At 70.9% G+C, this 26,802-nt stretch carries 23 protein-coding genes, 5 tRNA genes and 1 pseudogene; 19 read left to right on the top strand and 10 right to left on the bottom strand.

The window, feature by feature from the left end; genetic code table 11:
* Nucleotides 1-4: 4 nt before the first annotated feature.
* The 5 genes from E6U81_RS22210 to E6U81_RS22190 form a co-directional block, all read right to left on the bottom strand.
* Nucleotides 5-3,199 carry a nitrate- and nitrite sensing domain-containing protein gene (locus E6U81_RS22210; RefSeq protein ID WP_136231842.1) on the bottom strand — a complete coding sequence of 1,065 codons (3,195 nt, stop codon included), beginning with the start codon at nucleotides 3,197-3,199 and terminating at the stop codon, nucleotides 5-7.
* Nucleotides 3,200-3,495: 296 nt separating this feature from the next.
* Complete coding sequence (locus tag E6U81_RS22205) at nucleotides 3,496-4,077, bottom strand: ATP/GTP-binding protein (RefSeq protein ID WP_046776286.1); 582 nt, start codon at nucleotides 4,075-4,077, stop codon at nucleotides 3,496-3,498.
* Nucleotides 4,058-4,450: a DUF742 domain-containing protein gene (locus E6U81_RS22200; RefSeq protein WP_030037344.1), complete on the bottom strand. Its 393-nt coding sequence runs from the start codon at nucleotides 4,448-4,450 to the stop codon at nucleotides 4,058-4,060. Before E6U81_RS22200 ends, E6U81_RS22205 begins: the two co-directional genes overlap by 20 nt.
* A gap of 152 nt (nucleotides 4,451-4,602) precedes the next feature.
* A complete protein-coding gene (locus E6U81_RS22195; RefSeq protein WP_030846990.1) occupies nucleotides 4,603-5,016 on the bottom strand; it encodes a roadblock/LC7 domain-containing protein in 414 nt (137 codons plus the stop codon).
* Between the two features lie 9 nt (nucleotides 5,017-5,025).
* Nucleotides 5,026-8,667, bottom strand: a complete 3,642-nt coding sequence (locus E6U81_RS22190) for a nitrate- and nitrite sensing domain-containing protein (RefSeq protein ID WP_136231841.1) — start codon at nucleotides 8,665-8,667, stop codon at nucleotides 5,026-5,028.
* Nucleotides 8,668-9,244: 577 nt separating this feature from the next.
* Between E6U81_RS22190 and E6U81_RS22185 the strand changes: the two genes are divergently transcribed.
* From E6U81_RS22185 to E6U81_RS22145, 9 genes are all read left to right on the top strand, one after another.
* Nucleotides 9,245-9,433 (top strand): hypothetical protein, encoded by a 189-nt coding sequence (locus tag E6U81_RS22185; protein ID WP_136231840.1) that lies wholly within the window; start codon nucleotides 9,245-9,247, stop codon nucleotides 9,431-9,433.
* Between the two features lie 97 nt (nucleotides 9,434-9,530).
* Nucleotides 9,531-10,337, top strand: a complete 807-nt coding sequence (locus E6U81_RS22180; protein WP_136231839.1) for a fumarylacetoacetate hydrolase family protein — start codon at nucleotides 9,531-9,533, stop codon at nucleotides 10,335-10,337.
* Entirely contained in the window at nucleotides 10,330-11,805 is a 1,476-nt protein-coding gene (gltX, locus tag E6U81_RS22175) for a glutamate--tRNA ligase (protein ID WP_136231838.1), read from the top strand. Before E6U81_RS22180 ends, gltX begins: the two co-directional genes overlap by 8 nt.
* Nucleotides 11,806-12,035: 230 nt before the next feature.
* The gene (locus tag E6U81_RS22170) at nucleotides 12,036-12,764 is read left to right on the top strand and encodes an HAD family hydrolase (RefSeq protein ID WP_136231837.1); all 729 of its coding nucleotides are present in this window, start codon (nucleotides 12,036-12,038) and stop codon (nucleotides 12,762-12,764) included.
* Nucleotides 12,765-12,849: 85 nt separating this feature from the next.
* A tRNA-Gln gene (locus E6U81_RS22165) sits at nucleotides 12,850-12,921 on the top strand.
* Between the two features lie 27 nt (nucleotides 12,922-12,948).
* A tRNA-Glu gene (locus E6U81_RS22160) sits at nucleotides 12,949-13,021 on the top strand.
* Nucleotides 13,022-13,085: 64 nt separating this feature from the next.
* Nucleotides 13,086-13,158: transfer RNA gene (locus E6U81_RS22155), tRNA-Glu, on the top strand.
* Nucleotides 13,159-13,179: 21 nt separating this feature from the next.
* Nucleotides 13,180-13,251: transfer RNA gene (locus E6U81_RS22150), tRNA-Gln, on the top strand.
* Nucleotides 13,252-13,265: 14 nt separating this feature from the next.
* Nucleotides 13,266-13,338: transfer RNA gene (locus E6U81_RS22145), tRNA-Glu, on the top strand.
* 160 nt (nucleotides 13,339-13,498) lie between these two features.
* Here E6U81_RS22145 and ndgR read toward each other — a convergent pair.
* Nucleotides 13,499-14,215, bottom strand: a complete 717-nt coding sequence (gene ndgR, locus E6U81_RS22140) for an IclR family transcriptional regulator NdgR (protein ID WP_007266782.1) — start codon at nucleotides 14,213-14,215, stop codon at nucleotides 13,499-13,501.
* A gap of 183 nt (nucleotides 14,216-14,398) precedes the next feature.
* Here ndgR and leuC point away from each other — a divergent pair, with 183 nt between their 5' ends.
* The 4 genes from leuC to E6U81_RS22120 all read left to right on the top strand — a co-directional run bounded on the left by leuC (nucleotide 14,399) and on the right by E6U81_RS22120 (nucleotide 17,607).
* On the top strand, nucleotides 14,399-15,823 hold the full coding sequence (leuC, locus tag E6U81_RS22135) for a 3-isopropylmalate dehydratase large subunit (protein ID WP_136231836.1): 1,425 nt from the start codon (nucleotides 14,399-14,401) through the stop codon (nucleotides 15,821-15,823).
* A 3-nt stretch (nucleotides 15,824-15,826) separates the two neighbouring features.
* Nucleotides 15,827-16,420 (top strand): 3-isopropylmalate dehydratase small subunit, encoded by a 594-nt coding sequence (leuD, locus tag E6U81_RS22130; RefSeq protein WP_136231835.1) that lies wholly within the window; start codon nucleotides 15,827-15,829, stop codon nucleotides 16,418-16,420.
* A 137-nt stretch (nucleotides 16,421-16,557) separates the two neighbouring features.
* Nucleotides 16,558-16,785, top strand: a complete 228-nt coding sequence (locus E6U81_RS22125; RefSeq protein ID WP_030009267.1) for a hypothetical protein — start codon at nucleotides 16,558-16,560, stop codon at nucleotides 16,783-16,785.
* Nucleotides 16,786-16,929: 144 nt separating this feature from the next.
* A complete protein-coding gene (locus E6U81_RS22120; RefSeq protein WP_136231834.1) occupies nucleotides 16,930-17,607 on the top strand; it encodes an HU family DNA-binding protein in 678 nt (225 codons plus the stop codon).
* A 309-nt stretch (nucleotides 17,608-17,916) separates the two neighbouring features.
* Here E6U81_RS22120 and cofC read toward each other — a convergent pair.
* Nucleotides 17,917-18,540 (bottom strand): annotated as a pseudogene (gene cofC, locus E6U81_RS22115) (2-phospho-L-lactate guanylyltransferase); the annotation flags it as partial.
* A 223-nt stretch (nucleotides 18,541-18,763) separates the two neighbouring features.
* On the opposite strand from cofC, the gene E6U81_RS22110 reads away from it, so the two are divergent.
* From E6U81_RS22110 to E6U81_RS22100, 3 genes are read left to right on the top strand one after another with little or no spacing between them, the layout of a single operon-like run.
* Nucleotides 18,764-19,516 (top strand): lysophospholipid acyltransferase family protein, encoded by a 753-nt coding sequence (locus E6U81_RS22110; protein ID WP_136231832.1) that lies wholly within the window; start codon nucleotides 18,764-18,766, stop codon nucleotides 19,514-19,516.
* Nucleotides 19,513-20,523, top strand: a complete 1,011-nt coding sequence (locus tag E6U81_RS22105; protein ID WP_136231831.1) for an NAD(P)H-dependent glycerol-3-phosphate dehydrogenase — start codon at nucleotides 19,513-19,515, stop codon at nucleotides 20,521-20,523. The genes E6U81_RS22110 and E6U81_RS22105 overlap by 4 nt, the downstream gene beginning before the upstream one ends.
* 39 nt (nucleotides 20,524-20,562) lie before the next feature.
* Nucleotides 20,563-21,720, top strand: a complete 1,158-nt coding sequence (locus E6U81_RS22100) for a D-alanine--D-alanine ligase family protein (RefSeq protein ID WP_136231830.1) — start codon at nucleotides 20,563-20,565, stop codon at nucleotides 21,718-21,720.
* 71 nt (nucleotides 21,721-21,791) lie between these two features.
* Here E6U81_RS22100 and E6U81_RS22095 read toward each other — a convergent pair whose 3' ends face one another.
* Together E6U81_RS22095 and E6U81_RS22090 are read right to left on the bottom strand one after the other, a co-directional pair.
* Nucleotides 21,792-22,283, bottom strand: coding sequence for a DUF3515 domain-containing protein (locus E6U81_RS22095; RefSeq protein WP_136231829.1), 492 nt, complete (start codon nucleotides 22,281-22,283; stop codon nucleotides 21,792-21,794).
* Nucleotides 22,284-22,306: 23 nt separating this feature from the next.
* Nucleotides 22,307-22,540 carry an Lrp/AsnC ligand binding domain-containing protein gene (locus E6U81_RS22090; RefSeq protein ID WP_030028650.1) on the bottom strand — a complete coding sequence of 78 codons (234 nt, stop codon included), beginning with the start codon at nucleotides 22,538-22,540 and terminating at the stop codon, nucleotides 22,307-22,309.
* Between the two features lie 245 nt (nucleotides 22,541-22,785).
* On the opposite strand from E6U81_RS22090, the gene E6U81_RS22085 reads away from it, so the two are divergent.
* On the top strand, nucleotides 22,786-23,769 hold the full coding sequence (locus E6U81_RS22085) for a thiamine-phosphate kinase (RefSeq protein WP_136231828.1): 984 nt from the start codon (nucleotides 22,786-22,788) through the stop codon (nucleotides 23,767-23,769).
* Nucleotides 23,766-24,566 carry a bifunctional hydroxymethylpyrimidine kinase/phosphomethylpyrimidine kinase gene (thiD, locus tag E6U81_RS22080; RefSeq protein ID WP_136231827.1) on the top strand — a complete coding sequence of 267 codons (801 nt, stop codon included), beginning with the start codon at nucleotides 23,766-23,768 and terminating at the stop codon, nucleotides 24,564-24,566. Before E6U81_RS22085 ends, thiD begins: the two co-directional genes overlap by 4 nt.
* Before the next feature lie 118 nt (nucleotides 24,567-24,684).
* Here the strand turns inward: thiD and rpmB are convergent, their stop codons facing one another.
* Nucleotides 24,685-24,870 carry a 50S ribosomal protein L28 gene (gene rpmB / locus E6U81_RS22075; RefSeq protein WP_007266795.1) on the bottom strand — a complete coding sequence of 62 codons (186 nt, stop codon included), beginning with the start codon at nucleotides 24,868-24,870 and terminating at the stop codon, nucleotides 24,685-24,687.
* Between the two features lie 244 nt (nucleotides 24,871-25,114).
* On the opposite strand from rpmB, the gene E6U81_RS22070 reads away from it, so the two are divergent.
* Nucleotides 25,115-26,779: a DAK2 domain-containing protein gene (locus E6U81_RS22070; RefSeq protein WP_136231826.1), complete on the top strand. Its 1,665-nt coding sequence runs from the start codon at nucleotides 25,115-25,117 to the stop codon at nucleotides 26,777-26,779.
* The last annotated feature ends 23 nt before the right edge of the window (nucleotides 26,780-26,802 follow it).

The following is a 26,802-nucleotide window of genomic DNA, read 5'->3' as shown; positions in this document are numbered from 1 at the left end:
CACACTAACGCTCCTGGTCATAGCTGTTACTTGACTGCTCAGTTCCCGCGCTGCGTCCCTGCTGGACACCTCGCCGCAGGTTGCTCAACCTGCCGCGGACGTCCTCCGGAGCGCGGGAGACCTGGGGGCCGCCCTGCGGGGTCGTCTCCGCTGCGCCCTCGACCAGGTTGGCCTTGGGCACGCGCCGAGGGAGACCGGACGGGGTGACCCCGCCCGCCTTCGGCTCACGGAGTTTGGCGGCCTGCTGCCAGCGCTCGTCGTTACCCGAGCGCCACGCCGTGCCACCGTCCTGGACCTGGTCCTGCTCCGCTGCCGCGGCCTGCCGCTGACGCTGCGGCCGCTGCTCGAAGAGGGACCCGGAGGACTCCGCTTCCTGCTGTGCCGACTGCCGCTGCTGCGGGCTGCCGCGTCGCGGCAGGCCCGCTCCGGTCATTTGGTGACCGGCGTCGGCAGCGGCGCCCGGACGGTCGAAGCCTACGCGCTCCGCGGCCGGTTCGGGGACGGCCTGGGATTCCGATTCAGTCCCGTAATCCTGCTGGTAGGCAGCCGGATACGTGTTCTGTTCGGGCCACTCGGCCTGCCCCGACTGGGCTTCGTAGCCCCCGTCGTAGCTCTGAGTGCTCGCCTGCTGGTCCGGGTAGCCGTCTTCCGTATAGGCGTAGTCCTGCTGCGGGTACGCCTCGTACCCCTGCTGGGCCACCTGTCCGTCGTACGCGGGTTCGTAGCCCTGCTCGGGCTGCTGCTCGTAACCCTGGTACGGCTGGTACCCGTGCTCCGGCTGAGGTTCCGGATAGTCCTGGCCGCCCTGCCCGGAGTAGCCCTGCTGCTCCTGCGGGAAGCCGACGACCTGGGCCTCCAGCGCGGCACGCCGCTCCTCGCGGCCGAGCGAACGCCCGACCGGGTCGATCCCGGACCCCTCGCCGCCCTGCTCGTAGCGCGAGTCGTCGAAGCCGAGCTCCGCGGCCGTGCGCATCGGGGCGGCCTGCTGGCTCTTCTGCTCCGGAATGATCTGCGAGACCGTGAAGTCGTCGTCCGGGACGCCCTCGCCACCGCCACCGTGCGTGATGGCGTCGGGAAGCATGACCAGCGAGGTGGTGCCCGCGGCCTCGCCCGAGGGGCGCAGCTGGACGCGGATGTTGTGGCGGTCCGCCAGCCGGCCGACCACGAACAGACCCATGCGCTGCGAGATCGCGGCGTCCACGGTCGGCGGGTTGGCGAGCTTGTGGTTGATGTCCGCGAAGTCCTCGGCGGTGAGGCCGATGCCCTTGTCGTGGATCTCGACCATCACGCGGCCGTCGGGCAGACGCGTGGCGTTGACGCGGACCTTGGTCTGCGGGGAGGAGAACGTGGTGGCGTTCTCCAGCAGCTCGGCGAGCAGGTGCACGAGGTCGGTCACGGCCTGGCCGTGGATCTCGGCCTCGGAGACACCCGAGAGCTCGATGCGCTCGTACTGCTCCACCTCGGAGGAGGCGGCGCGGAGCACGTCCACGAGGGGCACCGGCTGGTCCCAGCGGCGGCCCGGCTCCTCACCCGCGAGGATGAGGAGGTTCTCGCCGTTGCGGCGCATACGGGTGGCCAGGTGGTCCAGGCGGAAGAGGTTCTCCAGCTGGTCCGGGTCCGCCTCGTTGTTCTCCAGGTCGGTGATGAGGGTCAGCTGGCCCTCGATCAGCGACTGGTTGCGCATCGAGAGGTTGGTGAAGATCGCGTTGACGTTCCCTCGCAGGAGGGCCTGCTCGGCCGCGAGCCGGACCGCTTCCCGGTGGACCTGGTCGAAGGCGCGGGCGACCTCGCCGATCTCGTCCTGGGAGTCGATCGGGATCGGGTGGACACGGGTGTCCACCTTGCCCGGGTCGGTGCGTGAGAGCTGGTCGACGAGCGACGGCAGGCGCTGCTCGGCGATGTCGAAGGCGGCGGTGCGCAGGCGGCTCATCGCACGGCCCATCTGGCGGGCCATCATGCCGGCCAGGATGAAGGCGGCGAGCAGGGCCACGACCACGATGGCGCCGTTGGTGATGGCGTCGGCGCGGGCGTCGTCGGAAACCGCGACGGCGTCGTTGACGGCCTTCTCCAGCAGTTCCTTCTCGACCTCGTCGTAGCCGTCGAACTTGGAGGTGGCGGCGAACTGCCACGCCGCCGGCGTGGTGCCGCCCTCGATGACCTTCTTCTTCGGCTCACCGCTGGCGATCGCCTCGGTCATGCCGGTGAGGATCGACTTGTTGATCGGCGAGACGGGCGGGGACTTGAAGGGGGTCCCGGCCTGCTCGGCGGCGGCCTTCGCCTCGGCGAGCTTGGCGGCGCCCTCCTCGGACTTCTTCGCCATGACCGTCTTCAGACGGGTCACGTCCTCCTCGGTACCCGCCGCGACGTACTCGCCGATGGCGATTTCCTCGAGGTAGGCGTAGGAGGAGAAGGCGACGAGCTGGGCCTTGCGGGTGTTCTCGTCGTTGCTGGGGCGCACCAGCAGGTGCGTGCCGACGGAGCGCTGGAGCGAGTTCGCCGCCTTGGCCAGCTGGATCGCGTAGACCATGCGGCCGTACGAGGTCACGTTGCCGGTGCCGAGACCGAGTTCGTTGGCGAACTGCATCAGGTAGTGCTGGACGGTGACGTAGCCCTCTTCGGTCGGGATGGGGCCGAACGAAGCGGGCGGGTTCTTCTTGGGGCTCTCGATCCCGGCCTGGTACGCCGTCTGACGGACGTCCGTCAGCTTGGGCTCCTCGGCGCGGAAGAGTTCCAGACGCCGTTCCATGCCCTGGTTCTCGGGCAGGTCCTGGACGGCCTTGTCGAACTTCTCCTTGGCCGCGGTGGTCGCCGCGTAGGCCTTGGTGACCTTGTCGTCCTTGGTCAGGCCGTTCAGGAGCGGCTCGGCAGTCAGGTCCCGCTCGTTGAGCAGTGCCTGGCTGTACTCCGAGGCGGCCTGGACGACCCGGGCTATCTGCTCGGCGTCCTTGGCCTCGTTCCACGTGTCGACGGAGCCCTTCACCTGGAACCCGCCCATGACCAGGCCCACGAGGGCCGGTACGAGCAGGATGGCGTTCAGGCGGGTCGGCACGCGCCAGTTGCGGGGAGAGAACCGGCTGGTGCTCCCGCTCTTCACAGGCGGTTCCACGGGCACGTCGGCGGGCGACGTGGCCGCTCGCGGCGGCGGGGTGAAGTTGCCGCGCGCGGGTTCATCCGCGGGGCTTGCGTTGCTTCGCCTCACTCGACCAACAACCTCTCGGCGGTGCTACTAGCTAGTTCGTTGAATTCCAGCACGGTTGACGGCCCTGTTCCAAACAGTTGAAATCCGTGAGTCCTGGAGACTTATGCCTCACATAAACCGGACATAAAGAGCGTCCTGCTGCAAAAGCCGGGCCCGTTGTGAGCACAGCGGCACCGACCGAACGCATCCGGTTGCCAACCGGCTTCAATTCTCTGTCGAAACGTTATGAACGACAGGGGCGGGCCGTGTCTTACGACACAGCCCGCCCCTCCCGTGCGGCAGTTGGAGCCGCCCTGCTACTTGAGCCGCGCCATGAGGGCGTGCTCGACGAGCGTGATGAGCGCGCTCTTGGCGTCCGCGCGGTGGCGGGCGTCCGTGGTGATGATGGGGGCGCCGGGGCCGATCTGCAGGGCCTCGCGCACCTCCTCGGGCGTGTACGGCTGGTGTCCCTCGAAGCCGTTGAGCGCCACGACGAAGGGCAGGCCGCTGTTCTCGAAGTAGTCGACCGCGGGGAAGCAGTCGGCGAGACGGCGCGTGTCGACGAGCACGATCGCACCGATGGCGCCGCGGACCAGGTCGTCCCACATGAACCAGAAGCGGTCCTGACCCGGCGTACCGAAGAGGTACAGGATCAGGTCCTGGTCGAGCGTGATGCGGCCGAAGTCCATGGCGACCGTGGTGGTCGTCTTGTCACCGGTGTGCGTGAGGTCGTCGATGCCGGCGGAGGCGCTGGTCATGACGGCTTCGGTGCGCAGCGGGTTGATCTCGGACACGGCTCCGACGAACGTGGTCTTGCCCACGCCGAAGCCGCCCGCCACCACGATCTTCGCGGAGGTGGTGGAGCGGGGAGCCGCTCCGCTAGATGTTCCGAAGGCCACTGAGCACCCTTTCGAGCAGCGTTACATCCGGCGTGCCGCCGGCCTCTCCATTGCCCGGCTGGTGGATGGCCACCATGCCGGCCTCGGCCAGGTCGGCGACGAGGATGCGAGCCACACCGAGCGGCATGGACAGCAGCGCGGAGACTTCGGCGACCGACTTGACCTCGCGGCACAGGGTGCAGATGCGCTGGTGCTCGGGGAGCAGGCCGGACAGGTGCATCGGATCGGCGGTGGTGCTGACCAGTGCCTCGATGGCGAGCTGGTAGCGGGGCCGGGTCCGGCCGCCGGTCATCGCATAGGGACGGACCAGCGGCTGATCGCCTTCCGAGTACGAATCTCCGTACGCATCGGGGTAGGCGGGGGGCGGGGTCATGGATCCTCCGGGCTGGACAGCAGTGGTCAGCGTGCCGTCTGACGGGGCGGCCGGTGGGGGGAACGGTATGACGGCCTGGCGGGGGTACTGGATTCCGGGGCGTGGGCCCCGGTCTCCCGGCCGGTAGTACCGTCCGGCCGGGAGAGGGGAAGTCAGCCGAGCAGGCTTCCCTGCAGTTCGGCGCGCAGGTCCGGGGTGAGGACACTGCCCGCGCGATCCACCAGAAGAGCCATCTCATAGCCCACGAGGCCGATGTCGCACTCCGGGTGCGCCAGTACGGCCAGCGAGGATCCGTCGGAGACGGACATGAGGAAGAGGAATCCCCGGTCCATCTCCACCACGGTCTGGTTGACGGCGCCGCCCTCGAAGATGCGGGAGGCACCGGCGGTCAGCGAGGTCAGACCGGAGGCCACGGCCGCCAGCTGATCCGCGCGGTCGCGGGGGAATCCGTCGGACATCGCCAGAAGGAGGCCGTCGGCGGAGACCACCACCGTGTGGGACACCCCGGGGGTGTTGTCCACGAAGTTGGTGATCAACCAGTTCAGGTTCTGTGCCGCCTGGCTCATCGAACTCAACTAACGCTCCTGCTGGTAAGTGGGGTCGATGTGGTAACTGCCGGTCGTCTGGCTGTTGTTGCCAGCCTGACGGCCCTGCTGGATACCGCGTCGGAGGTTGGTCAGACGGCCGCGGACGTCGTCCGGCGCCCGCGAGACCTGCGGACCCGCCTGTGCGTCGGCCTGCTGCTGCGCGGTGCCGGCCACGAGGTTCGCCCGCGGGACCCGGCGGGGCAGCCCCGACGTCGTGATGCCGCCGGCGGCGGGCTGGCGCACGCGCTCGGCCTGGCGCATCAGCTCGTCGTTCGGCGAGGACTTCCAGCTGACGGTCGGCATGCTGCCGGTCGCCGTCTGGGCGGGCTCGGCCGCGTGCTCCTGGCCGCGCTGCGGCAGCTGGTGCTGCTGCGGGGCCGACGGAGCGGACTGCTGCGGCTGCTGGGGTACGGCCGGGACCTGCGCGGGGGGCTGCTGCCCCTCCTCGCGGAACCAGTTCGACTCCAGCGTGTCGAAGATCGGGCTGCGGGCGTCGCCGGAGCTCTGGGCCGGCGGCAGCGCCTCGGGCCGGTGGGCCTGCGGCAGCCGCGGAGCCTCGGGCCGCGCGGGCGGTACGGGTGCGTACTCGCCGCCCGGCTGCGGAGCCTGCGGCTGCATGTGCTGCGGCTGGGGCTGCTGCGGGGCCTGCGGCTGGCGGGCGAACCCGCCGACGCCGGGGCCGCCCGGTCGCTGGGGCTGGTAGCCCGGGCGCTCGAACTGGCCGGTGCTGGACGGGTCGATGGGGCCCCGTACGTCCGGACGCTCGAACTGACCGGTGGTGCTGGCCGCGCCGTCGCCCTGGGGCATCGGCGCGTTGAAGTCCGGGCGCGCGAACTCGGCCGTCGAGCCGGGGCCCGAGAGCTCGTCGTGGCCGCGGGCCTGGTCGGAGCCCCAGCTGGTGGTCTGCGGGCTGGGCAGTTCCGGACGGGCTGCGGCGCCGCCGCGCGGCGGCAGCTGCGGCCGCTGGCCGCCCGGGGCCGGAGCCGCGGGACCGGTCGGCTGCTGCTGGGCCTGCTGGGACTGGGGCTGGGGCTGCTGCGGCTGGGGCCGCTCGAAGCCGTTGCCCTGCTGGAAGCCCGCAGCGCCGGTGGAAGCCGGACGGGACTGCGCGCCACCGCCGAAGCCGACGCTGGGGACCGGACCGCGCGTCGGCAGCGGGCCGCCGACGCCGAAGCCCCCCTGGCCCTGTCCCGCGGTGGTCTGACCCTGCTGCGGACGGGGACCGGGAGCACCCGGACCGCCCTGCTGCGGGGACCGGCCGCCCTGCGGACGCTGCTGACCGGGGGCGCCGTCGCGTCCCGGAAGGGCGGCGCGCTGGCCACCCCCCGCGACCTGACCGCGCTGCGGGCCCGTGCCCACGGAGGGCCGTCCGCCCGGACCGGGCACGGAGGCCTGGGCACCGGGAGCGCCCTGGGCACCGCCCGGGCCGCCCTGACCCGGCGTCGGACCCGGCTTCTTGCCGCCCTGGGCGACGTCCACCGGGAGCATGACGAGGGCCGTCGTACCACCCGAGTCGGAGGGGCGCAGCTGGATGCGGATGCCGTGTCGCAGGGACAGGCGGCCGACCACGAACAGACCCATGCGCCGGGAGACGGAGACGTCCACGGTGGGCGGCGACGCGAGTCGCTCGTTGATCGCGGCGAGGTCCTCCGGGGAGAGACCGATGCCGGTGTCGTGGATCTCGACGAGCACGCGGCCGTCGGGCAGCGCGTGACCGGTGACCTTGACCTTGGTCTGCGGGGAGGAGAACGAGGTGGCGTTCTCCAGCAGCTCTGCGAGCACGTGCACGAGGTCGTTGACGACGCGGCCGGCGACGTCGGTGCCGGGCACCGAGGCCAGCTCGACGCGCTCGTACTGCTCCACCTCGGACGCGGCGGCGCGGAGCACGTCGACGAGCGGGACGGGGCGGGTCCACCGGCGGCCCGGCTCCTCGCCCGCGAGGACGAGGAGGTTTTCGCCGTTACGGCGCATGCGGGTCGCGAGGTGGTCGAGCTTGAAGAGGGAGGACAGCTGGTCCGGGTCGGCCTCGCGCGACTCCAGTTCGGAGATGAGCGAGAGCTGACGCTGGATGAGGCCCTGCGAGCGGCGCGAGAGGTTGGTGAACATCGCGTTGACGTTGCCTCGCAGGAGGGCCTGCTCGGCGGCGAGGCGGACGGCCTCGCGGTGCACGTCGTCGAATGCCGCGGCCACCTGGCCGATCTCGTCCCGCGTGTGCACGCCGACCGACTCCACGGACGTGTCCACGTCCTGGGGGTCGGACTCGGAGAGCTGCTTGACGAGCTCGGGCAGACGGTCCTGGGCGACCCGGGTCGCGGTGTCCTGGAGGCGGCGCAGCGAGCGGATCATCGAGCGGGCCATGACGAAGGCGCCGACGAGGGAGACACCGAGGACGAGGAGGATCAGCGCACCGTTGATGATGGCGTCCTGCTGGGCCTCGTTCTTCAGCTCACGGGCCTTCTGCTCCATCTCCTCGAGCAGGGTCAGCTCGATGACCTTCATCGCCTGGAGCTTGGTGCCGTCCGCGTCGTACCAGTCCAGCCAGGACCGGTTCTTCTCGCGGAGGAAGGCGTCCTGGCTGGCCAGCACGCGGCGTGCGTAGTGGTCGGCGCTGGAGATCTCGGAGTTGCTGTCGCCCAGACCCGCGAGGAGTTCCTCGGTGCGGCCCTGGTAGACGAGCTCGAAGGTCGTCTTCGACTGCTGCTCGCCCTTCTGGGCGGAGAGGGCGTACAGACGGTCGTTCTCCTGCAGCTTGCCCTGCTTGTCCGAGGTCTCGGGCAGCGAGGCGGCGATGATCGCGCGCTGGATGGAGGCGTACTCCTTGGCGGCGGAGAACGCGGCCAGGGCACGCGTGCGCTTGATCATCTCCGGGTTGGAGGTGGCCTGCGCCATGTCCTGGGAGAGCGAGAGCAGCGACACGATCATCGCGTTGTACTCGCTGACGGTCTGCTGGGCGCCGTTGGCGTACGCCTTGGTGCGGATCGTCTCGATGTTCGTGAGCTGGCGGCCGATCTGCAGCACGTTGTTGCGGATCGACTTGAGGGTGTCGTCCTTCTCGCCCGTGCTGTCGACCTTGTCGGTCGCGGCGGCGAAGGCCTTGGCGGCGGTGTCGGTCTGCGCGCGGGCGCCGTCGACACTGCTGTTGCTCTTGCCCCCGGAGAGCGAGAGCGGACCTGCGGAGAGGTCGCGCTCCTCCTGGAGCATGGCGGCCAGGTTGGTGGCCTGTCGCGTCATCGTCGTCAGCAGCTGCATGTGCTCGAGCTGCGCGATGTCGTTGAGCGAGTCGTTGATTCGGAAGCCACCGAGCGTGGTGGCGGCGACGACCGGCAGGGTCAGCAGCGACACCAGTCGCGTGCTGATGCGCCAGTTCTGCATGGCGAGGCGAGAGCCGGGCCCACTGGGGGCCTTCGGTATCGCCACGTCCTGCTCGGTCGACCCGGCCTTGTCCTTGGACTTGGCCTTCATGGACTTCACGCGGCCCTTGGCCTTCACCGCTGCGGAAGCGTCGGGGCGTGCGCCCTCGACAGCCGGCCCGCGGTTCTGGGCGTGCTGGGGCGAGGAGCCACGGTCGGTCCCGCCGCGCGGCTCCTGCTCCGCCGCAGCGCTGCCATCCCTCTTGAATCGTCCCTGCACTAGCGTCGCAACCTCTGGACCAGGCGTCCCGCCGGGCGACCGGCGGAACGGTGTCGAGTCGTGGGGCACTTTCGGCCCCATGGTGGTCGTCGGTGACCGGCGCGTCTCCCTTTCTTTCCGCCGCTCGGCGCGGTGTCGCGCCACCTGCGCGCCGGACTGAGTCCCGCGGCGGTCCCGCGAATTCCAGCACAGTGGCGGATCTCCAACAAGGTGCGCGTGTTCCCCCGGAGAGTCGGTCACGGCACGTGACAGATGCACTACGCGATGTGCGACCGCATTCGGTTGAAATCGGACTTACGCCATCCAAACAACATGGCTGGCAAGGTGTCCCAGTCGCGATGATCAGGAGCGGAATGGCGCATTCAGTGGCGCAATGTCCGTTTCGACGGATCTCGCTGGCTGTCCGTTATGGAAGTAATGTCTGGTCACGGGTGAGCAAACTCACATAGCCATGGCCATTACTTCCCGGTTCGGCGGGGGATTCAGATGTTTAGCCTTGCCCCTTGAAGGGTTGGCGCACGGGCTGGTGCGCGCGCCGGCCGACATCCGCAGACCGAACCGAGGACCCCGAACTCCGATGAAGACGACGACGATGTTCCGCAACATAGCCAACCCCCGCCGCACCACCCTCGCGCACCTCAAGGACGCCGAGGAGCTGCAGGCGGCCCCGGCCACCCAGGAGCACGCCGTCGAGCTGCCGACGCAGACCGCCAACCCCCGGCGCACGGTCCTCATGGACGCGCCGGTCGCCGCCGCCGCGCAGTAGGCCGCCCCGCACTGAACGTGAACCGCCGCTGCCCGCCGCGTTAGCCTGGGGACCGCAGACTCCAGCCAGCGGAAATACAGAGGGGCAGACGCAACACGTGCGCATCGCCAGGTTCTCGATCGACGGCAATGTCGCGTTCGGCGCGGTCGAGGGCGACGCCGCCCCCGGCAACGAAGCGTCGCTCGTGCTCGACATCATCAAGGGCATCCCGTTCGCGGACTTCGAGCTCTCCGGTACGAAGGTCCCGCTGAGCAAGGTCCGGCTCCTGCCGCCCGTGCTCCCGAACAAGGTCGTGGCCATCGGCCGCAACTACGCGGAGCACGCGGCGGAGCTCGGCAACACCGTCTTTGACGATCAAGGCCGTCCGGACGCCCCCATCACCTTCTTCAAGCCGTCCACCTCGGTGGTCGGCCCGGGTGACCCGATCACCTACCCCTCCTTCTCCCAGGACCTCCACCACGAGGCGGAGCTCGCCGTGGTCATCGGCCGCATGTGCCGGGAGGTCCCCAAGGAGCGAGTCAAGGACGTCATCCTCGGCTACACCTGCGCCAACGACGTCACGGCGCGCGACGTCCAGCAGCGGGAGAAGCAGTGGGCCCGGGCCAAGGGCTTCGACAGCTCCTGCCCCCTCGGCCCCTGGATCGAGACCGACCTGGACCCGGCGGACCTGACCATCCAGTGCACGGTCAACGGCCAGCAGCGCCAGCTGGGCCGCACCAGTGACATGGTCCGCTCCATCGAGGACCTGATCGTCCACATCACCGAGGCCATGACGCTGCTCCCCGGCGACGTCATCCTCACGGGGACCCCGGCCGGAGTCGGCCCCCTCAACGTCGGCGACGAGGTCGCCGTCACCATCGAAGGCATCGGCACTCTCACCAACAAGGTGATCAAGCGTGGCTAACGGACCCGTCCGCGTACGTTTCTGTCCCTCCCCGACCGGCAACCCCCACGTGGGCCTGGTACGGACCGCCCTCTTCAACTGGGCGTTCGCCCGCCACCACGGCGGCACGTTCGTCTTCCGCATCGAGGACACCGACGCGGCCCGCGACTCCGAGGAGTCCTACGGCCAGCTGCTCGACTCGCTGCGCTGGCTCGGCTTCACCTGGGACGAGGGCCCCGAGGTCGGCGGCCCGCACGCCCCGTACCGCCAGTCCGAGCGCATGGACATCTACAAGGACGTCGCCCAGAAGCTGCTGGACGGCGGCTACGCCTACCACTGCTACTGCAGCACCGAGGAGCTCGACGCCCGCCGCGCCGCCGCCCGCGCCGCCGGCAAGCCCTCCGGCTACGACGGCCACTGCCGCGAGCTCACCACCGTCCAGATCGAGGCGTACCAGGGCGAGAACCGCCCCGCGATCGTCCGCTTCCGGATGCCCGACGAGCCCATCACCTTCACCGACCTGGTGCGCGGCGAGCTCACCTTCACCCCGGACAACGTGCCGGACTTCGGCATCGTCCGGGCCAACGGCGCCCCGCTCTACACCCTGGTCAACCCGGTGGACGACGCGCTGATGGAGATCACGCACGTCCTGCGCGGCGAGGACCTCCTCTCCTCGACCCCGCGCCAGATCGCCCTGTACAAGGCGCTGATCGAGCTGGGCGTCGCCAAGGGCACCCCCGCCTTCGGCCACCTGCCGTACGTGATGGGCGAGGGCAACAAGAAGCTCTCCAAGCGCGACCCCGAGGCCTCGCTCAACCTGTATCGCGAGCGCGGCTTCCTCCCCGAGGGCCTGCTGAACTACCTCTCGCTCCTCGGCTGGTCCTTCTCCAAGGACCAGGACGTCTTCTCGATCGAGGAGATGGTCCAGAAGTTCGACATCGACGGCGTGAACGCCAACCCGGCGCGCTTCGACCTGAAGAAGGCCGAGTCGATCAACGGCGACCACATCCGCCTGCTCGACCCGAAGGTCTTCGCGGACCGCTGCGCCCCGTGGCTGCAGGCCCCGCACGCCAACTGGGCGCCGGAGGACTTCGACGCCGAGGCCTGGGAGCGCATCGCGCCGTACGCCCAGACGCGCGTGGGCGTCCTGTCGGAGATCACGGCCAACGTCGACTTCCTGTTCCGCAAGGAGCCCGTCGAGGACCAGGCCTCGTGGGACAAGGCGATGAAGGGCGAGCCGGCGGCCCTGCTGACCACCGCCCGCGAGAAGCTCGCCGACGCCGACTGGTCGGACCCCGAGTCCCTCAAGCAGGCCGTCCTGACCGCCGGTGAGGCCCACGGCCTCAAGCTCGGCAAGGCCCAGGCCCCCGTCCGCGTGGCCGTCACCGGCCGCACGGTCGGCCTGCCGCTCTTCGAGTCCCTGGAGATCCTGGGCAAGGAGCGCTCACTGGCCCGCATCGACGCGGCCCTGGCCAGGCTGGCCGGCTGACCGCAGCAGCACCGTCACGTCCCGCAGGGGGCGGCGCCCGACCCCGGGCCGCCGCCCCCTGCGGCGTTGCCGGCGGCACCGCCCTGTCCCGCGCTCCGGAGGCTCCGCCGTGCCGTTCACCGTGAGCGTCGCCCCGGGCCGCTGCCGCGCCGAAGTCCGGGTCACCTGCTTCGTCACGGACTTCTTCGTCGTGCCCCCGCGGGAGGGCGCTTCGGCATAGGCTCGGGCACATGCCGATCCGCGCCGTGCTGTGGGACATCGACGACACCCTCTTCGACTACACGGGTGCCGACGCGGCCGGTCTCGCGGCGCAGCTGGAGGCCGTCCGGCTCGCCGAACGGTACGGGACCCCCGCGCAGGCGCTCGCGCGCTGGCGGGAGATCACCGACCGCCACTGGGCGAACTTCGCCGCGGGCGTGGGCACCTTCCAGGGGCAGCGCCAGGAGCGGGTACGGGAGTTCCTCGAACAGCCCGGCATGACCGCGGCCGAGGCCGACGCCTGGTTCGACAGTTACGTCGAGCACTACAAGGCCGCCTGGACCGTCTTCCCCGACGTCGTGCCCGCGCTCGACGCCCTCGCGGCCGGCTACCGCCACGGGGTGCTCTCCAACTCCTCCACGGCCAACCAGGACCCCAAACTGCGTCACCTCGGCCTGCGCGAACGCTTCGAGGTGCTGGTCTGCGCCGTCGAGCTCGGGGTCAGCAAGCCCGAGGCGGAGGCGTTCCTCGCCGCGTGCGAGGCGCTCGGACTGCCGCCTGCGGAGGTGGCGTACGTGGGGGACCAGCCCGAGATCGACGCGCGCGGGGCCCGTGACGCCGGGCTGGTCGCCATTTGGATCGACCGGGACGGCGGCCGGGGACCCGGTCCCGAAGGGGCGCACCGGATCGAAGGCCTTGACCGGCTGCCCGAGCTGCTGGCGCGGGATACCCGTTTTGGAGCACGGTCAGGCATCCGGTAATGTTCTTTCTGCGCCGCCGGAGCGGGCCGAAAGGCCGGACGGAGGCGCCACTCGAAAGAAAATCCCCCAGGGGCTTGACTTTCGGTGGGGTATAGTGTAATTGGCAACACGAGGGTTTCTGGTTCCCTTATTCTAGGTTCGAGTCCTGGTACCCCAGCGCAGTGCAGCAGTAACGCAGTGCTTTGCCCCCGTTGTGTAGCGGCCTAGCACGCCGCCCTCTCAAGGCGGTAGCGCCGGTTCGAATCCGGTCGGGGGTACAGATCCTTCCCGCAAGATCTCCTCTTGGGTAGCTCCCGGACGTCTTGATGCAGGATCGCTAGGGCCCCCGTTGTGTAGCGGCCTAGCACGCCGCCCTCTCAAGGCGGTAGCGCCGGTTCGAATCCGGTCGGGGGTACTGGTCTGGTATAGACCACATTGGGCTATGGTGTAATTGGCAACACGAAGGTTTCTGGTTCCTTTGTTCTAGGTTCGAGTCCTGGTAGCCCAGCGCAGTACGAGCAAGCCCCCGTTGTGTAGCGGCCTAGCACGCCGCCCTCTCAAGGCGGTAGCGCCGGTTCGAATCCGGTCGGGGGTACGCATCGAAGAGGCCCTCCGCGTTCATCGCGGAGGGCCTCTTCGCTTTGCGCCGAATCCTGCCGGCGCAGGCACAAGTACGGGCCCGGAGGCGCGTGTTCGGACGTGTGCGGCGTCGAACGCGCCCCCGGGCCCGGGGGTGAACGGATGGGGTCGGGGCGTCAGCCGGAGCGGCGCAGCGCCTCCGTGAGCCGTGCGGCCGCGTCGATGACGGCCTGGGCGTGCATCCGGCCCGGGTGGCGGGTCAGCCGCTCGATCGGCCCGGAGACCGATACGGAGGCCACCACGCGGTTCGACGGCCCGCGCACCGGTGCCGAGACGGACGCCACGCCGGGCTCCCGCTCGCCGATCGACTGCGCCCAGCCCCGCCGCCGTACGCCCGAGAGCGCCGTCGCCGTGAAGCGCGCGCCCTGGAGGCCTCGGTGGAGCCGCTCGGGCTCCTCCCAGGCCATCAGGATCTGCGCGGCCGAGCCGGCCTTCATCGGCAGGGTCGAGCCCACGGGGACGGTGTCCCGAAGGCCGGACAGCCGTTCCGCCGCCGCCACGCAGATGCGCATGTCTCCCTGACGGCGGTAGAGCTGTGCGCTCTCGCCCGTCACGTCACGGAGGTGGGTCAGTACCGGTCCCGCCGTGGCCAGCAGACGGTCCTCGCCGGCCGCGGCGGCGAGCTCCGCCAGCCGCGGACCGAGGATGAACCGGCCCTGCATGTCCCTCGCCACCATCCGGTGGTGTTCCAGTGCCACGGCAAGGCGATGTGCCGTGGGTCGTGCGAGCCCTGTCGCCGCGACCAGCCCGGCGAGGGTGGCCGGACCGGACTCCAGTGCGCTCAATACCAGAGCTGCCTTGTCGAGAACGCCGACGCCGCTAGAGTTGTCCATGAAACGATATTCGCGTCTCACACTGTGAAACGCAAGTTCAATTTTTCCAAGAACCAGCGAGTCTGTATGTGCGGGTCCACGAACCACTGGGTCCGAGCCGTCGTCCGGGACGTGGGGTACGGGCGTCCGGTGGCACAGATCTCTATGAAGCGCCGGCACAACCCGCCGGCCGGAGGGAAAGCGATGGGTAGGACACTCGCGGAGAAGGTCTGGGACGACCATGTCGTCCGGCGCGCCGAAGGCGAGCCCGACCTCCTCTTCATCGATCTGCACCTGCTGCACGAGGTGACCAGCCCGCAGGCCTTCGAAGGCCTGCGCCAGGCCGGCCGCAAGGTCCGACGCCTCGACCTCACCATCGCGACCGAGGACCACAACACCCCCACCCTCGACATCGACAAGCCGATCGCGGACCCGGTGTCCCGCGCCCAGCTGGAGACGCTGCGGGCGAACTGCGCCGAGTTCGGCGTGCGCCTGCACTCGCTGGGCGACGTCGAGCAGGGTGTGGTCCACGTCGTGGGACCGCAGCTGGGCCTGACCCAGCCCGGCACCACCGTGGTCTGCGGCGACTCGCACACCTCCACGCACGGCGCCTTCGGCGCGCTGGCCTTCGGCATCGGCACCAGCCAGGTCGAGCACGTGCTGGCCACCCAGACCCTGCCGCTGGCCCGCCCGAAGACGATGGCGATCACCGTCACCGGCGCGCTGGCGGAGGGCGTCACCGCGAAGGACCTGATCCTGGCGATCATCGCCAAGATCGGCACCGGCGGCGGCCAGGGCTACATCCTGGAGTACCGCGGCGAGGCCATCGAGCAGCTCTCGATGGAAGCCCGCATGACCATCTGCAACATGTCGATCGAGGCCGGCGCCCGGGCGGGCATGATCGCCCCCGACCGGACCACCTTCGACTACCTCCAGGGCCGCGACCACGCCCCCGTGGGCGAGGACTGGGACGCGGCCGTCGCGTACTGGAAGACCCTGCGCACCGACGAGGACGCGGTCTTCGACGCCGAGGTCGTCATCGACGGCGCCGCGCTGTCCCCCTTCGTCACCTGGGGCACCAACCCGGGCCAGGGCGCGCCGCTGTCGGCCGACGTCCCCGACCCGGCTTCGTACGAGGACGCTTCGGAGCGCCTCGCGGCAGAAAAGGCCCTGGAGTACATGGGGTTGACCGCCGGGCAGCCGCTGCGCGACATCAAGGTCGACACCGTCTTCGTAGGTTCCTGCACCAACGGCCGCATCGAGGACCTGCGCGCCGTCGCCGGGATCATCGAGGGCCGCAAAGTCGCCGACGGCGTACGGATGCTGGTCGTCCCGGGCTCGGTCCGCGTGGCCCTCCAGGCCGTGGAAGAGGGCCTGGACAAGGTCTTCAAGGAGGCCGGCGCCGAATGGCGGCACGCGGGCTGTTCGATGTGCCTGGGAATGAACCCCGACCAACTGGCGCCCGGTGAACGCTCCGCGTCCACCTCCAACCGCAACTTCGAGGGCCGGCAGGGCAAGGGCGGGCGCACCCACCTGGTCTCCCCGCAGGTGGCCGCCGCCACTGCGGTGCTGGGCCATCTGGCCTCGCCCGCCGACCTGTCCGCCGCCGACGCGACCGCCGGAGTCTGAACCATGGAAGCCTTCACCGTCCACACCGGCCGGGCCGTCCCGCTGCGCCGCAGCAACGTCGACACCGACCAGATCATCCCGGCCCACTGGCTCAAGAAGATCACCCGCGACGGCTTCGAGGACGGGCTCTTCGAGGCCTGGCGCAAGGACCCGGAGTTCGTCACGAACCGCCCGGAGCGCGCCGGCGCGACCGTGCTGGTCGCCGGCCCCGATTTCGGCACCGGCTCCTCGCGCGAGCACGCCGTCTGGGCCCTGCAGAACTTCGGATTCAAGACGGTCATCTCCTCCCGCTTCGCCGACATCTTCCGCGGGAACTCGCTGAAGAACGGCCTGCTGACCGTCGTACTCCCGCAGGAGACCGTCGACCGGCTCTGGGAGCTGACCGAGGCCGACCCCACCGCCGAGATCACGGTCGACCTGGTCGACCGCCAGGTGCGGGCGGAAGGCGTCGTGGCCGAGTTCGAACTCGACGACAACGCCCGCTGGCGCCTGCTGGAAGGCCTGGACGACATCTCGCTCACCCTTCAGAACGAAGCGGACATCGCCACCTACGAAAGCGCTCGCCCGGGCTTCAAGCCGCGCACGATTCAGGCCTGATTCCTGCCTGATCAGCGCTTATTCACCCCCGGGTGATCACATCGACAACACTGTGCCCCCCGCCCTCCGGCGGGGGGCACAGCCGTTTGTTGAGGCCCCGTGAGGCGACAACTCGCCCCAGATGGCACAATCTGTGCATGGAACGCGACAGTCAACTCGAGCTCTACGAACTCGTCGCGGACCGGCTGAAAGAAGCACACACACGGGTGCGCTCACTGCAAGTCCCGGAGGGCGTAAGGATGGCGCTGTCCCGGAAGCTGTTGGTCGTCACAGCCGCGGCGAAGCACGATCTCGCCGATGCGGCAAGGCGCCTGGACAGGTTGATGAAGGACCTCGACGAGGGTCGATTCCCTGAAGGCGACTGATGCGAAGGAACTCCGTAACCGCCTCCGGCGTTGCGGCACTAGGGTGATTAGCCCGTTTCGTGTTTGATTTGCGGTATATATCCGCCTAACGTGCGAAATAAGCTTGAACACATTCGTTCTGGCGAAGTCTCCGAAGGGGAAGACGTGAACAAGGCGCAGCTCGTAGAAGCGATTGCCGACAAGCTGGGCGGCCGCCAGCAGGCCGCAGACGCTGTCGACGCGGTACTGGACGCCATCGTCCGCGCTACCGTCGCGGGCGACCGGGTCTCGGTCACGGGCTTCGGCTCGTTCGAGAAGGTCGACCGTCCGGCCCGTTACGCCCGCAACCCGCAGACGGGTGAGCGCGTCCGGGTCAAGAAGACCTCGGTGCCCCGATTCCGTGCCGGCCAGGGCTTCAAGGACCTGGTCAGCGGCACCAAGAAGCTGCCCAAGGGCGGCGAGGTGTCGGTGAAGAAGGCGCCGAAGGGCAGCCTCACCGGCGGTGCCTCCGCCACGGTCAAGAAGGCCGCGGCGAAGAAGGCCACCACCGCCAAGAAGGCGGCGGCAAAGACCACGGTCGCAAAGAAGGTCGCGGCGAAGAAGACCACCGCGACCGCCAAGAAGGCGGCGGTGAAGAGCACGGCCACGGCGAAGAAGGCGACGGCCGCCGCCAAGAAGGCCACCACCGCCAAGAAGGCCACGGCCACGGCGAAGAAGACCACCGCCGCCGCGAAGAAGACCGCCCCGGCGGCCAAGAAGGTCACCGCAGCGACGAAGGCGCCGGCCAAGAAGACGGCGACCCGCAAGGCCACCGCGAAGAAGACCACCGCCCGCAAGAAGTAGGGGCACGAGTCACACACGCCGGGCCGGCTTCCCCTCTTCGGGGAAGCCGGCCCGCGGTGCGTTCCGGGGCCGCCGGACGCCCTGCGGACGTGGCGGCGGAGCGGTTCAGAAGGTCTGGAGCGTGATCAGGGTGATCCGCAGGCCCGCGCCCTTGCCGTCCGTCTCGATGCGGACCCGCTGTCCGGGACGCAGCAGCCGCAGGCCGCCCGCGTCGAACGCCGGGGCCTCGAAGGACACCGGGGTGCCGTCGTCCAGCAGCACGCTGCCGCTGCGGGTCTGGGAGTCGTACGTGTACGCGGTCGCCTGCATACCCGCACTGTATCGGGCGGTGTGACGCCCCACACCGAGGGCGAGCGCCGTCCGCAGGTCCGCCGCGGTGTCCACGTCCCGCCGCACGCTGTCCACGTCCGCCAGTGCGATTTCGACGGCTCCCGAGGCGGAATGCCTGGCCCGCGACGGACCCCCGAAGGACGGGGCCAATTCCACGTCCGGCGCGGCCGAAAGAAGAGTCGTCCCGATTCCGGCCGCATCCGCCAGAAATGCCCGCGGAAATACCGAGGCGCTTTCGAGCACCCGTAGCAATTCGGGGGGCCGCAGCGCCGGCAGGTCGGCGTTCATCGCCGCGACCGCGGCGCCGGGCCGCCGCTCCCGCGCCGCCCGCGCGCCGTGGGCCAGCGCCGCGTTGAGTCCGGCCGCCGGGGCGTCCGGCACGATCCGCGCCCCCAGCCTGGCCAGTTCCGCACCGGCCGCGGCGTCGTCCGTGACCACCACCACATCCGCGACCGCGGCGCAGGCCAGCGCCCCTGCCACGGTGTCCTGGGCGAAGGCCAGGGCGAGCCCCGGACGGGAGGCCCCCACCGCTGCCGCGAGACGACTCTTGGCCACCGACAGAGGCTTCAGCGGAACCACCAGACTCCAGACGGCGTTCGTCACGGACCCCTTCCCTCCGGTTCGCTCCGGCCCCTCCCCGGGCCAAGGCCAGGTCATGGCCGGGTCATGTGTCGGCCCATTGTCGCCTCCGCCCGGGCAGCCCGGGAGCCCGGCGGTGTGAGCGGGGCGTACGGTGTTCTCGACAGAGACCGGGCCCGGGGTGACACTTGTCCGGCCGACGACGAGGTGCCCCAGCCGCGCACCGGTCCTAGAGGAAGGTGTCCGAGTGTCCCGCCGCAGAATCGGCTTCTGGTACCGCCTGGCGGCGGTCATCGCAAAACCGCCGCTGGTAGTGCTCTTCAAGCGGGACTGGCGGGGAATGGAGCACATTCCGGCCGAGGGCGGCTTTATCACCGCCGTCAATCACAACTCGTATCTGGACCCGCTCTCCTACGCGCACTTCCAGTACAACACCGGCCGGGTCCCCCGATTGCTCGCCAAGGCCGCCCTCTTCAAGGTCCCCATTGTCGGGTCGATCCTGCGCGGCAGCGGGCAGATCCCCGTCTACCGGGAGAGCACCAACGCCCTGGACGCATTCCGGGCCGCCGTCGACGCCATCGAGGGCGGTGAATGCGTGGCCTTTTACCCGGAGGGCACCCTCACCCGCGACCCCGACATGTGGCCGATGGCCGGCAAGACCGGCGCCGCCCGTGTCGCACTGATGACCAGGGCGCCCGTCATCCCGGTGGCCCAGTGGGGCGCGAACCTCGCGATGCCGCCGTACGCCAAGGAGAACAAGGTCCGCCTGTTCCCGCGCAAGACCCTCCAGGTGCTCGCCGGGCCGCCCGTGGACCTCTCGGCCTTCTACGACCGGGAGCCCACCCCGGAGGTCCTCAGGGAGGTCACCGAGGTCATCATGGCGGCCATCACCGGCCTCCTGGAGGAGGTGCGGGGGGAGACCGCGCCCGCGCAGCCGTACGACCATCGCAATGCCAGGGCGGAACAGCGGCGCAAGGCCGCAGGGGAGGGCAAGAAGTGACACGTCCCATGAAGGCGACCGTCTTCGGAACAGGCTCCTGGGGCACGGCCTTCGCCATCGTGCTCGCCGACGCGGGCTGCGAGGTGACCCTGTGGGGCCGCCGCAGCGAGGTCGTCGACGCCATCAACACCGGCCGGACCAACCCGGACTACTTCCCCGACGTCGAACTGCCCGCGAACATCCGGGCCACCAACGACCCGGCCGAGGCCGCCGCGGGCGCCGACTTCACCGTCCTGGCCGTCCCCTCCCAGACCCTGCGCGACAACCTCGCCGCCTGGACCCCGCTGCTGGCCCCCGACACGGTGCTCGTCTCCCTCATGAAGGGCATCGAACTCGGCACCGCCAAGCGGATGAGCGAGGTCATCGAGGAGGTGGCCAAGGTCCCGGCCGAGCGCATCGCCGTCGTCACCGGCCCCAACCTGGCCGCCGAGATCGCCGCCCGCCAGCCCGCCGCCTCCGTCGTCGCCTGCGTGGACGAGGCCGTGGCCCAGCGCCTCCAGGCCGCCTGCCACACCGCGTACTTCCGCCCGTACACCAGCACCGACGTCATCGGCTGCGAGCTCGGCGGCGCCGTCAAGAACGTCATCGGCCTCGCCGTCGGCATCGCGGACGGCATGGGCCTCGGCGACAACACCAAGGGCTCGCTCATCACCCGCGGACTGGCCGAAGCGACCCGCCTGGGCGTGGCCATGGGCGCCGATCCGCTCACCTTCTCCGGCCTCGCGGGCCTCGGCGACCTGGTCGCCACCTGCTCCTCGCCGCTCTCCCGCAACCACACCTTCGGCACCAACCTCGGCCGCGGGATGACCCTGGAGGAGACCATCGCGGTCACCCGGCAGACCGCGGAGGGAGTCAAGTCCTGCCAGTCGGTGGCCGATCTGGCGGGCCGCCACGGGGTGGACATGCCGATCACCGAGACGGTCGTGGACATCGTCCACCACGGCAAGCCGACCCTCGTGGCCCTGAAGGAACTGATGGGCCGCAGCGCCAAACCGGAACGTCGCTAACTCCTTTCCGGACGCTTGAGCGGGTACTCTCATGCCGATATGAGCAGCGAGAACCTCCCCCAGACCCCTGAGCAGCAGGGCCGCAAGCCCCGCGTGGCCGTCGTGTTCGGCGGCCGCAGCTCGGAACACGCCATCTCGGTCGTCACGGCGGGCGCCGTACTGCGCTCCATCGACCGGTCCAAGTACGAGGTGCTGCCCATCGGCATCACCACGGACGGCCGGTGGGCGCTGACCGCCGACGAGCCCGCGCGGATGGCCATCGCAGACCGCAGGCTCCCGAGCGTCGAGGAGCTCGCCGAGTCCGAGGACGGCGCCGTCGTGCTCTCGGTCGACCCGGCCAGCCGCCAGGTCGTCTACACCGAGCCGGGCGCCGTCCCGAAGGCCCTGGGCGATGTCGACGTCGTCTTCCCCGTGCTGCACGGCCCCTACGGCGAGGACGGCACCCTCCAGGGCCTCCTGGAGCTCTCGGGCATCCCGTACGTGGGCTCGGGCGTCCTCGCCTCCGCCGTCGGTCAGGACAAGGACTACATGAAGCGGGTGTTCACGTCCTTCGGGCTGAGCGTCGGCCCGTACGTGACCGTCCGCCCCCGCGAGTGGGAAGCCGACCGGGACGCCGCCACGGCCCGCATCCTGGACTTCGCCGCCGAGCACGGCTGGCCGCTCTTCGTGAAGCCCGCCCGCGCCGGCTCCTCGATCGGCATCACCAAGGTCGACGACGCCTCCGGCCTGGAGGCCGCCGTGAAGGAGGCCCGCCGCCACGACCCGAAGATCATCGTGGAGGCGCTGCTGCGCGGCCGCGAGATCGAGTGCGGCGTCCTGGAGTTCGAGGACGGCCCGCGCGCGAGCGTGCCAGCCGAGATCCCGCCGGTGTCCAGCCACGACTTCTACGACTTCGAGGCGAAGTACATCGACTCCGCCTCCGGGATCGTGCCGGCCCCCCTCACCCCGGAGCAGACCGCCGAGGTGCAGCGGCTCGCGATCGAGGCCTTCGAGGCCGCGTCGTGCGAGGGTCTCGTGCGCGCCGACTTCTTCCTCACCGAAGACGGCGACTTCGTCATCAACGAGATCAACACGATGCCCGGTTTCACGCCGATCTCGATGTACCCGCTGATGTGGGAGAAGACCGGCATCGCGTACCCGGAGCTGGTGGACCGCCTGATCCAGGCCGCCCTGCGCCGCTCCACGGGGCTGCGCTAGCACCACGTAAGGCCGCCGCCCGCCGGCCGCCCCCTCCACGGGGCGGCCGGCGGGCGGCGGTGTGCCGGAGCTCAGTAGGAGGCGATGCCCGCGGGCACGGTCGCGGCGATCGCCGCGGACAGACCGACGAGCATCCCCGCGTCCGTGGCATGCTCCTTGTCGACCAGGACCTCCGTGTAAGCCAGCCGCAGCCCGGTGGTGAAACGGAATCCGCCGTCGCCACGCTTCTCCAGCAGCCAGGACACGCCGTTCACCTCGACGCCCCCCTGCTTCGGATCCAGCATCTCGGGGGGCCTGGGGATACCGCACCGCAGTACGATCGCCGAGCCGCCCCAGGAGGCGGTCAGGTCGGACTCCGGTTCGGTCCGGGTCCGGGCCAGGCCGGCCACCGTCTCCGGGAGCTCCTTGTGCAGTGCCGCACAGAACCCCGCGACGTCGGTCGGCGGCGCGGGCGGTGGGTCCACCCGGGCCTCGGAACCGCCCGGGGAGCACGCCGCCAGGGCGGACACGGCCAGGGCGACGGGCATGGCCAGGACACGGACGGGCCGGCGGTGGAGGGACATCACCGGCCAAGAGTAGACGGGGGCTACAGATGGACCACCGGGCAGGTCAGGGTGCGGGTGATCCCCTCCACCTGCTGGACCTTGGCCACGACCATGCGGCCGAGCTCGTCCACGGTGTCGGCCTGGGCGCGCACGATCACGTCGTACGGACCTGTCACGTCCTCGGCCTGGATCACCCCCGGGATCTGGCCGATGGACTCGGCGACGAACGACGCCTTGCCCACCTCGGTCTGGATAAGGATGTACGCCTGTACCACGGAACCTCCAGGGCGGCCACGAGGATCATTTCCCCTAATCTTCGGGTGGACCCCACACGATGGACAGGGCCGGGGGAAGAAGGGACGCCACGGTACCGCGTCGCCGTGCGCCACGGGGAGACCTGCGGGCCCGGCGCCACGCACAGCGGGGCGTACGGAGAGCAGAAGTTGACGTATCTGTTGACGGTACCCAGAGCTGTGACGGCTCGCGACCGCAAGCGGACTGGGCAAGAAGGGGCACAGCGATGAAGGGCACTGTCGGCGAGCTGGGGGAGTTCGGGCTGATCAGGGAGCTCACCTCACGTCTCACCACCACCCCGGCGGTCCGGCTCGGACCCGGCGACGACGCCGCCGTGGTGTCGGCCCCCGACCGGCGGGTCGTGGCGAGCACCGACATCCTGCTGGAAGGCCGGCACTTCCGGCGCGACTGGTCCACGGCCTACGACGTGGGCCGCAAGGCCGCCGCGCAGAACCTGGCGGACATCGCGGCCATGGGCGCGGTGCCGACCGCGCTGCTGCTCGGCCTCGTCGTGCCCGCCGAACTCCCGGTCACCTGGCCCACCGAGCTCATGGACGGCATCCGCGACGAGTGCCAGGTCGCCGGCGCCGCCGTGGTCGGCGGGGACGTGGTCCGCGGGGACACCATCACCGTCTCCATCACCGCCCTCGGCGACCTGCGCAACCACGAACCCGTCCTGCGCTCCGGCGCCCAGCCCGGCGACGTCGTCGCCGTCACCGGCTGGCTCGGCTGGTCGGCGGCCGGCTTCGCCGTGCTCTCGCGCGGCTTCCGCTCCCCGCGGGCCTTCGTCGAGGCCCACCGGCGCCCCGAGCCGCCGTACCACGCCGGCCCCGCGGCCGCCGGGCTCGGCGCCAGTGCCATGACCGACGTCAGCGACGGCCTGATCGCCGACCTCGGGCACATCGCCGAGGCCAGCAAGGTGCGGATCGACCTGCGCTCGGCCGCCGTCGACATCCCGACGCAGATGCACGACATCGGGCAGGCCGTCGGCGTGGACCCGCTCCAGTGGGTGCTCACCGGGGGAGAGGACCACGCGATCGTGGCAACCTTCCCGCCCGACGTGAAGCTCCCCGCCCGCTGGAAGGTCATCGGCGAGGTCCTCAACCGCTCCGCGCTGCCCCAGGTGACCGTCGACGGCGCGCCCTGGACCAGCACCGGCGGCTGGGACCACTTCGGGGCCGACCCGGCCGCCCAGGAGGGCACAGCGTGAACACGGCGCCGCCGCTGTGCCTGACCGTCGCCGGATCGGACTCCGGCGGCGGTGCGGGCATCCAGGCCGACCTCAAGACCATGCTGGCGCTCGGGGTCCATGGCATGAGCGTGGTGACCGCCGTGACCGCGCAGAACTCACTCGGGGTACGGGGAGCCTGGGAGCTGCCCGCCGAGGCCGTCACGGCCCAGTACCGGGCCGTCGTGGACGACATAGGGGTGCACGCCGTGAAGACCGGCATGCTCTCCTCCGCAGTCCTGGTGGAGACGGTGGCCGCGCTGCTGGCCGACACCGCGGCCCCGGCCGTCGTGGACCCCGTCGGCGTCTCCAAGCACGGGGACGCCCTGCTCGCCGCCTCGGCACTGGACGCCGTGCGCACGGAACTGCTGCCGCGGGCCACCGTGGCCACGCCCAACCTGGACGAGGTCGCCCAGCTCACCGGCATCGTCGTGGAGACCGAGGACGACATGCGCCGGGCCGCCGACGCGATCCTCGGCCACGGGCCCCGCTGGGCGCTGATCAAGGGCGGCCACCTCGCGGCGCACGGCGACGAGGCCGTGGACCTGCTCACCGACGGCACCGCGGAGCGGTGGCTGCGCGCCCCGCGCCACTCCAACCGGCACACCCACGGCACGGGCTGCACCCTCGCCAGCGCCATCGCGGCCGGCCTGGCCAGGGGGCTGGCCGTCCCGGAGGCCGTCACGGCCGCCAAGGAGTACGTGACGGGCGGCATCGCCGCCGGCTTCGCACTCGGCGGGGGCATCGGCCCGGTGGATCACGCCTGGCGGCTGCGCTGACCCCGCCCCGGGTGCCGGAATCCCGGCACCCGGAAGCTCCCGGACAAGGCAAAAGGCCGGTTCACCAGAGGTGAACCGGCCTTTTTGGCAACCGGAAGGGGCTGCGCTACGACGGGCGTCAGCGCGAGACCTTGCCGGCCTTGATGCACGAGGTGCAGGCGTTGAGGCGCTTCGGCGTCCCATTGACCACGGCACGAACGCGCTGGATGTTCGGGTTCCAGCGACGCGAGGTGCGGCGGTGCGAGTGGGAGATGTTGTTGCCGAAGCTCGGCCCCTTGGCGCAAACGTCGCAGTTGGCAGCCACAGGTCACTCCAAAGACTTCAGATGCAATTACAGTGAATCCGGCGCACCGGAATCAGAGGTCTGAAGTGGTTTGCCGGGGGAAAGACCCGACTCTCATCGGGCAACCGGAGCAGCATACAACGACTGCGCCCGTCCAAGAAAACTACCATGACGGCCGCGGCCCCCGCCCCGCGGTCCGGGCCCCGGGGGCGCGGTCCTTCGTTACCCTGCGGTGAACCCTGGCCCGCACAAGGAGGAACGCCCGGTGCCGCACGAGCCGCAGCCGCAGCCCGCCGACGAGCTCGACGCCGAGGCCGTGCGCACCTGGAGCTCGCTCGCCCTGGCCGCACTGGGCCGGGCCCGCGAGGACATCGACGCGATCAACGTATACCCGGTCGCCGACGCGGACACCGGCACCAACCTCTACCTCACCGCCGAGTCGGCCGACCGCGCGCTGGCCGAGGCCTTCGACAGCGCCGCCCGCGCCGCCGCGGCACCGACCTCCCTGCCCGAGGCCGTACGTGCCTGGGCGCACGGCGCGCTCGTCGGGGCCCGCGGGAACTCCGGGACGATCCTCGCGCAGCTCCTGCGCGGGGTGGCCGACGTACTCGGCGCCGAGCCCGAAGGCCGGCGGACCGGCCCCGGCGGGCTGCTGGCGCACGCGCTCACCCGGGCCGCGGAGGAGGCGTACGCGGCCGTCGCGCACCCGGTGGAGGGCACCATGCTCACCGTCGCGGGCGCCGCCGCGCGGGCCGGCGAAACGGCCTCGGCGGCCGCCGGCACTGCGGCCGACGTGGCCCGCGCCGCCTACGACGGCGCCCGCGCCGCGCTCGCCGAGACCCCTGGGCAGCTCGCCGCGCTGGGCCGGGCCGGGGTGGTCGACGCCGGCGGCTGCGGGCTGGTCGCCGTACTCGGCGCACTCTGGCAGGCGCTGTCCGGGCAGGAGCCGGCCGCCGATCCCGTGGCCGGCCGGACCGCGCCGCCCGCGGCGCGGCCGGACGATCCGTGCGAGCAGCACGAGGACGGGCCCGCGTACGAGGTCATCTACCTGCTGGAGGCCTCGGAGGCGGCGGTCGCGGAACTGCGCGCCCGACTCGACGGCCTCGGCGACTCCCTGGTCGTGGTCGGCGGCGACGGGCTGTGGAACGTCCACGTCCACGTCGACGACCCCGGCGCGGCCGTGGAGGCGGGGGTCGTTGCAGGGCGGCCGTACCGGATACGGATCACGCACTTCGGCGACGAGCGCCGCCGCGGCCGCGGCGAGCGCGCCCAGCGGGCCGTGGTCGCCGTGGTCCCCGGCGAGGGACTGGCGGGCCTGTGCGCCGAGGCCGGGGCGACCACCGTGCTCGTGCGCCCCGGCGAGCTCCCGGCCACCGCCGAACTCCTCGACGCCGTCCGCCGCGCCCACGCCCGCGAGGTGGTGCTCCTGCCGGGCGGCACCGAACTGCGCGCGGCGGCGGCCACCGCGGCCGAACAGGCCCGGGCCGAGGGCGTGCGGGTCGCCGTGATCCCCACCCGCTCCGCCGTCCAGGGCCTGGCCGCGCTCGCCGTGCACGACCCGGACGGCAGCTTCGACGAGGACGTGGTGGCCATGACCGCGGCCGCCGGCGCCACCCGCTACGGGGAACTGGCAGTCGCCGAACGCCAGTCCTTCACCTCGGCCGGCATCTGCCAGGCGGGCGACGTGCTCGGCCTCATCGACGGCGACGTCGCCGTGATCGGCGCGGGCCTGACCGAGACCGCCGAGGCGGTGCTGGACCGGATGCTCGGCTCGGGCGGCGAACTGGTCACCCTGGTCCTCGGGCCGGAGGTGCCCGACGCCGTCGCCGAGCGCCTCCAGGCCCACGTGCAGTCCGGCCACCTGGCCGTGGACACCGTCACCTACCGGGGCGGCAGGTACTCGGCACCCCTGCTCATCGGGGTGGAATAGCGGGCTTGTCAGCGCCATGGTGT

This window comes from Streptomyces sp. A0592, from assembly GCF_004795115.1.
Lineage (GTDB): Bacteria > Actinomycetota > Actinomycetes > Streptomycetales > Streptomycetaceae > Streptomyces > Streptomyces erythrochromogenes.
The sequence above is the reverse complement of the archived record's forward strand: the minus strand, read 5'-3'. Positions and strand labels throughout refer to the sequence as shown.

Excerpts from the sequence above, each read along its gene's own strand:
- E6U81_RS22195 (WP_030846990.1), bottom strand. The coding sequence starts at position 5,016 with ATGAGCCAGGCGGCACAGAACCTGAACTGGTTGATCACCAACTTCGTG.
- E6U81_RS22085 (WP_136231828.1), top strand. The coding sequence starts at position 22,786 with ATGAAGGGCACTGTCGGCGAGCTGGGGGAGTTCGGGCTGATCAGGGAG.
- ndgR (WP_007266782.1), bottom strand. The coding sequence starts at position 14,215 with ATGGACAACTCTAGCGGCGTCGGCGTTCTCGACAAGGCAGCTCTGGTA.
- leuC (WP_136231836.1), top strand. The coding sequence starts at position 14,399 with ATGGGTAGGACACTCGCGGAGAAGGTCTGGGACGACCATGTCGTCCGG.
- E6U81_RS22200 (WP_030037344.1), bottom strand. The coding sequence starts at position 4,450 with ATGACCCCGCCCCCCGCCTACCCCGATGCGTACGGAGATTCGTACTCG.
- E6U81_RS22095 (WP_136231829.1), bottom strand. The coding sequence starts at position 22,283 with ATGTCCCTCCACCGCCGGCCCGTCCGTGTCCTGGCCATGCCCGTCGCC.
- E6U81_RS22100 (WP_136231830.1), top strand. The coding sequence starts at position 20,563 with ATGAGCAGCGAGAACCTCCCCCAGACCCCTGAGCAGCAGGGCCGCAAG.
- E6U81_RS22125 (WP_030009267.1), top strand. The coding sequence starts at position 16,558 with ATGGAACGCGACAGTCAACTCGAGCTCTACGAACTCGTCGCGGACCGG.
- E6U81_RS22170 (WP_136231837.1), top strand. The coding sequence starts at position 12,036 with ATGCCGATCCGCGCCGTGCTGTGGGACATCGACGACACCCTCTTCGAC.
- leuD (WP_136231835.1), top strand. The coding sequence starts at position 15,827 with ATGGAAGCCTTCACCGTCCACACCGGCCGGGCCGTCCCGCTGCGCCGC.
- E6U81_RS22185 (WP_136231840.1), top strand. The coding sequence starts at position 9,245 with ATGAAGACGACGACGATGTTCCGCAACATAGCCAACCCCCGCCGCACC.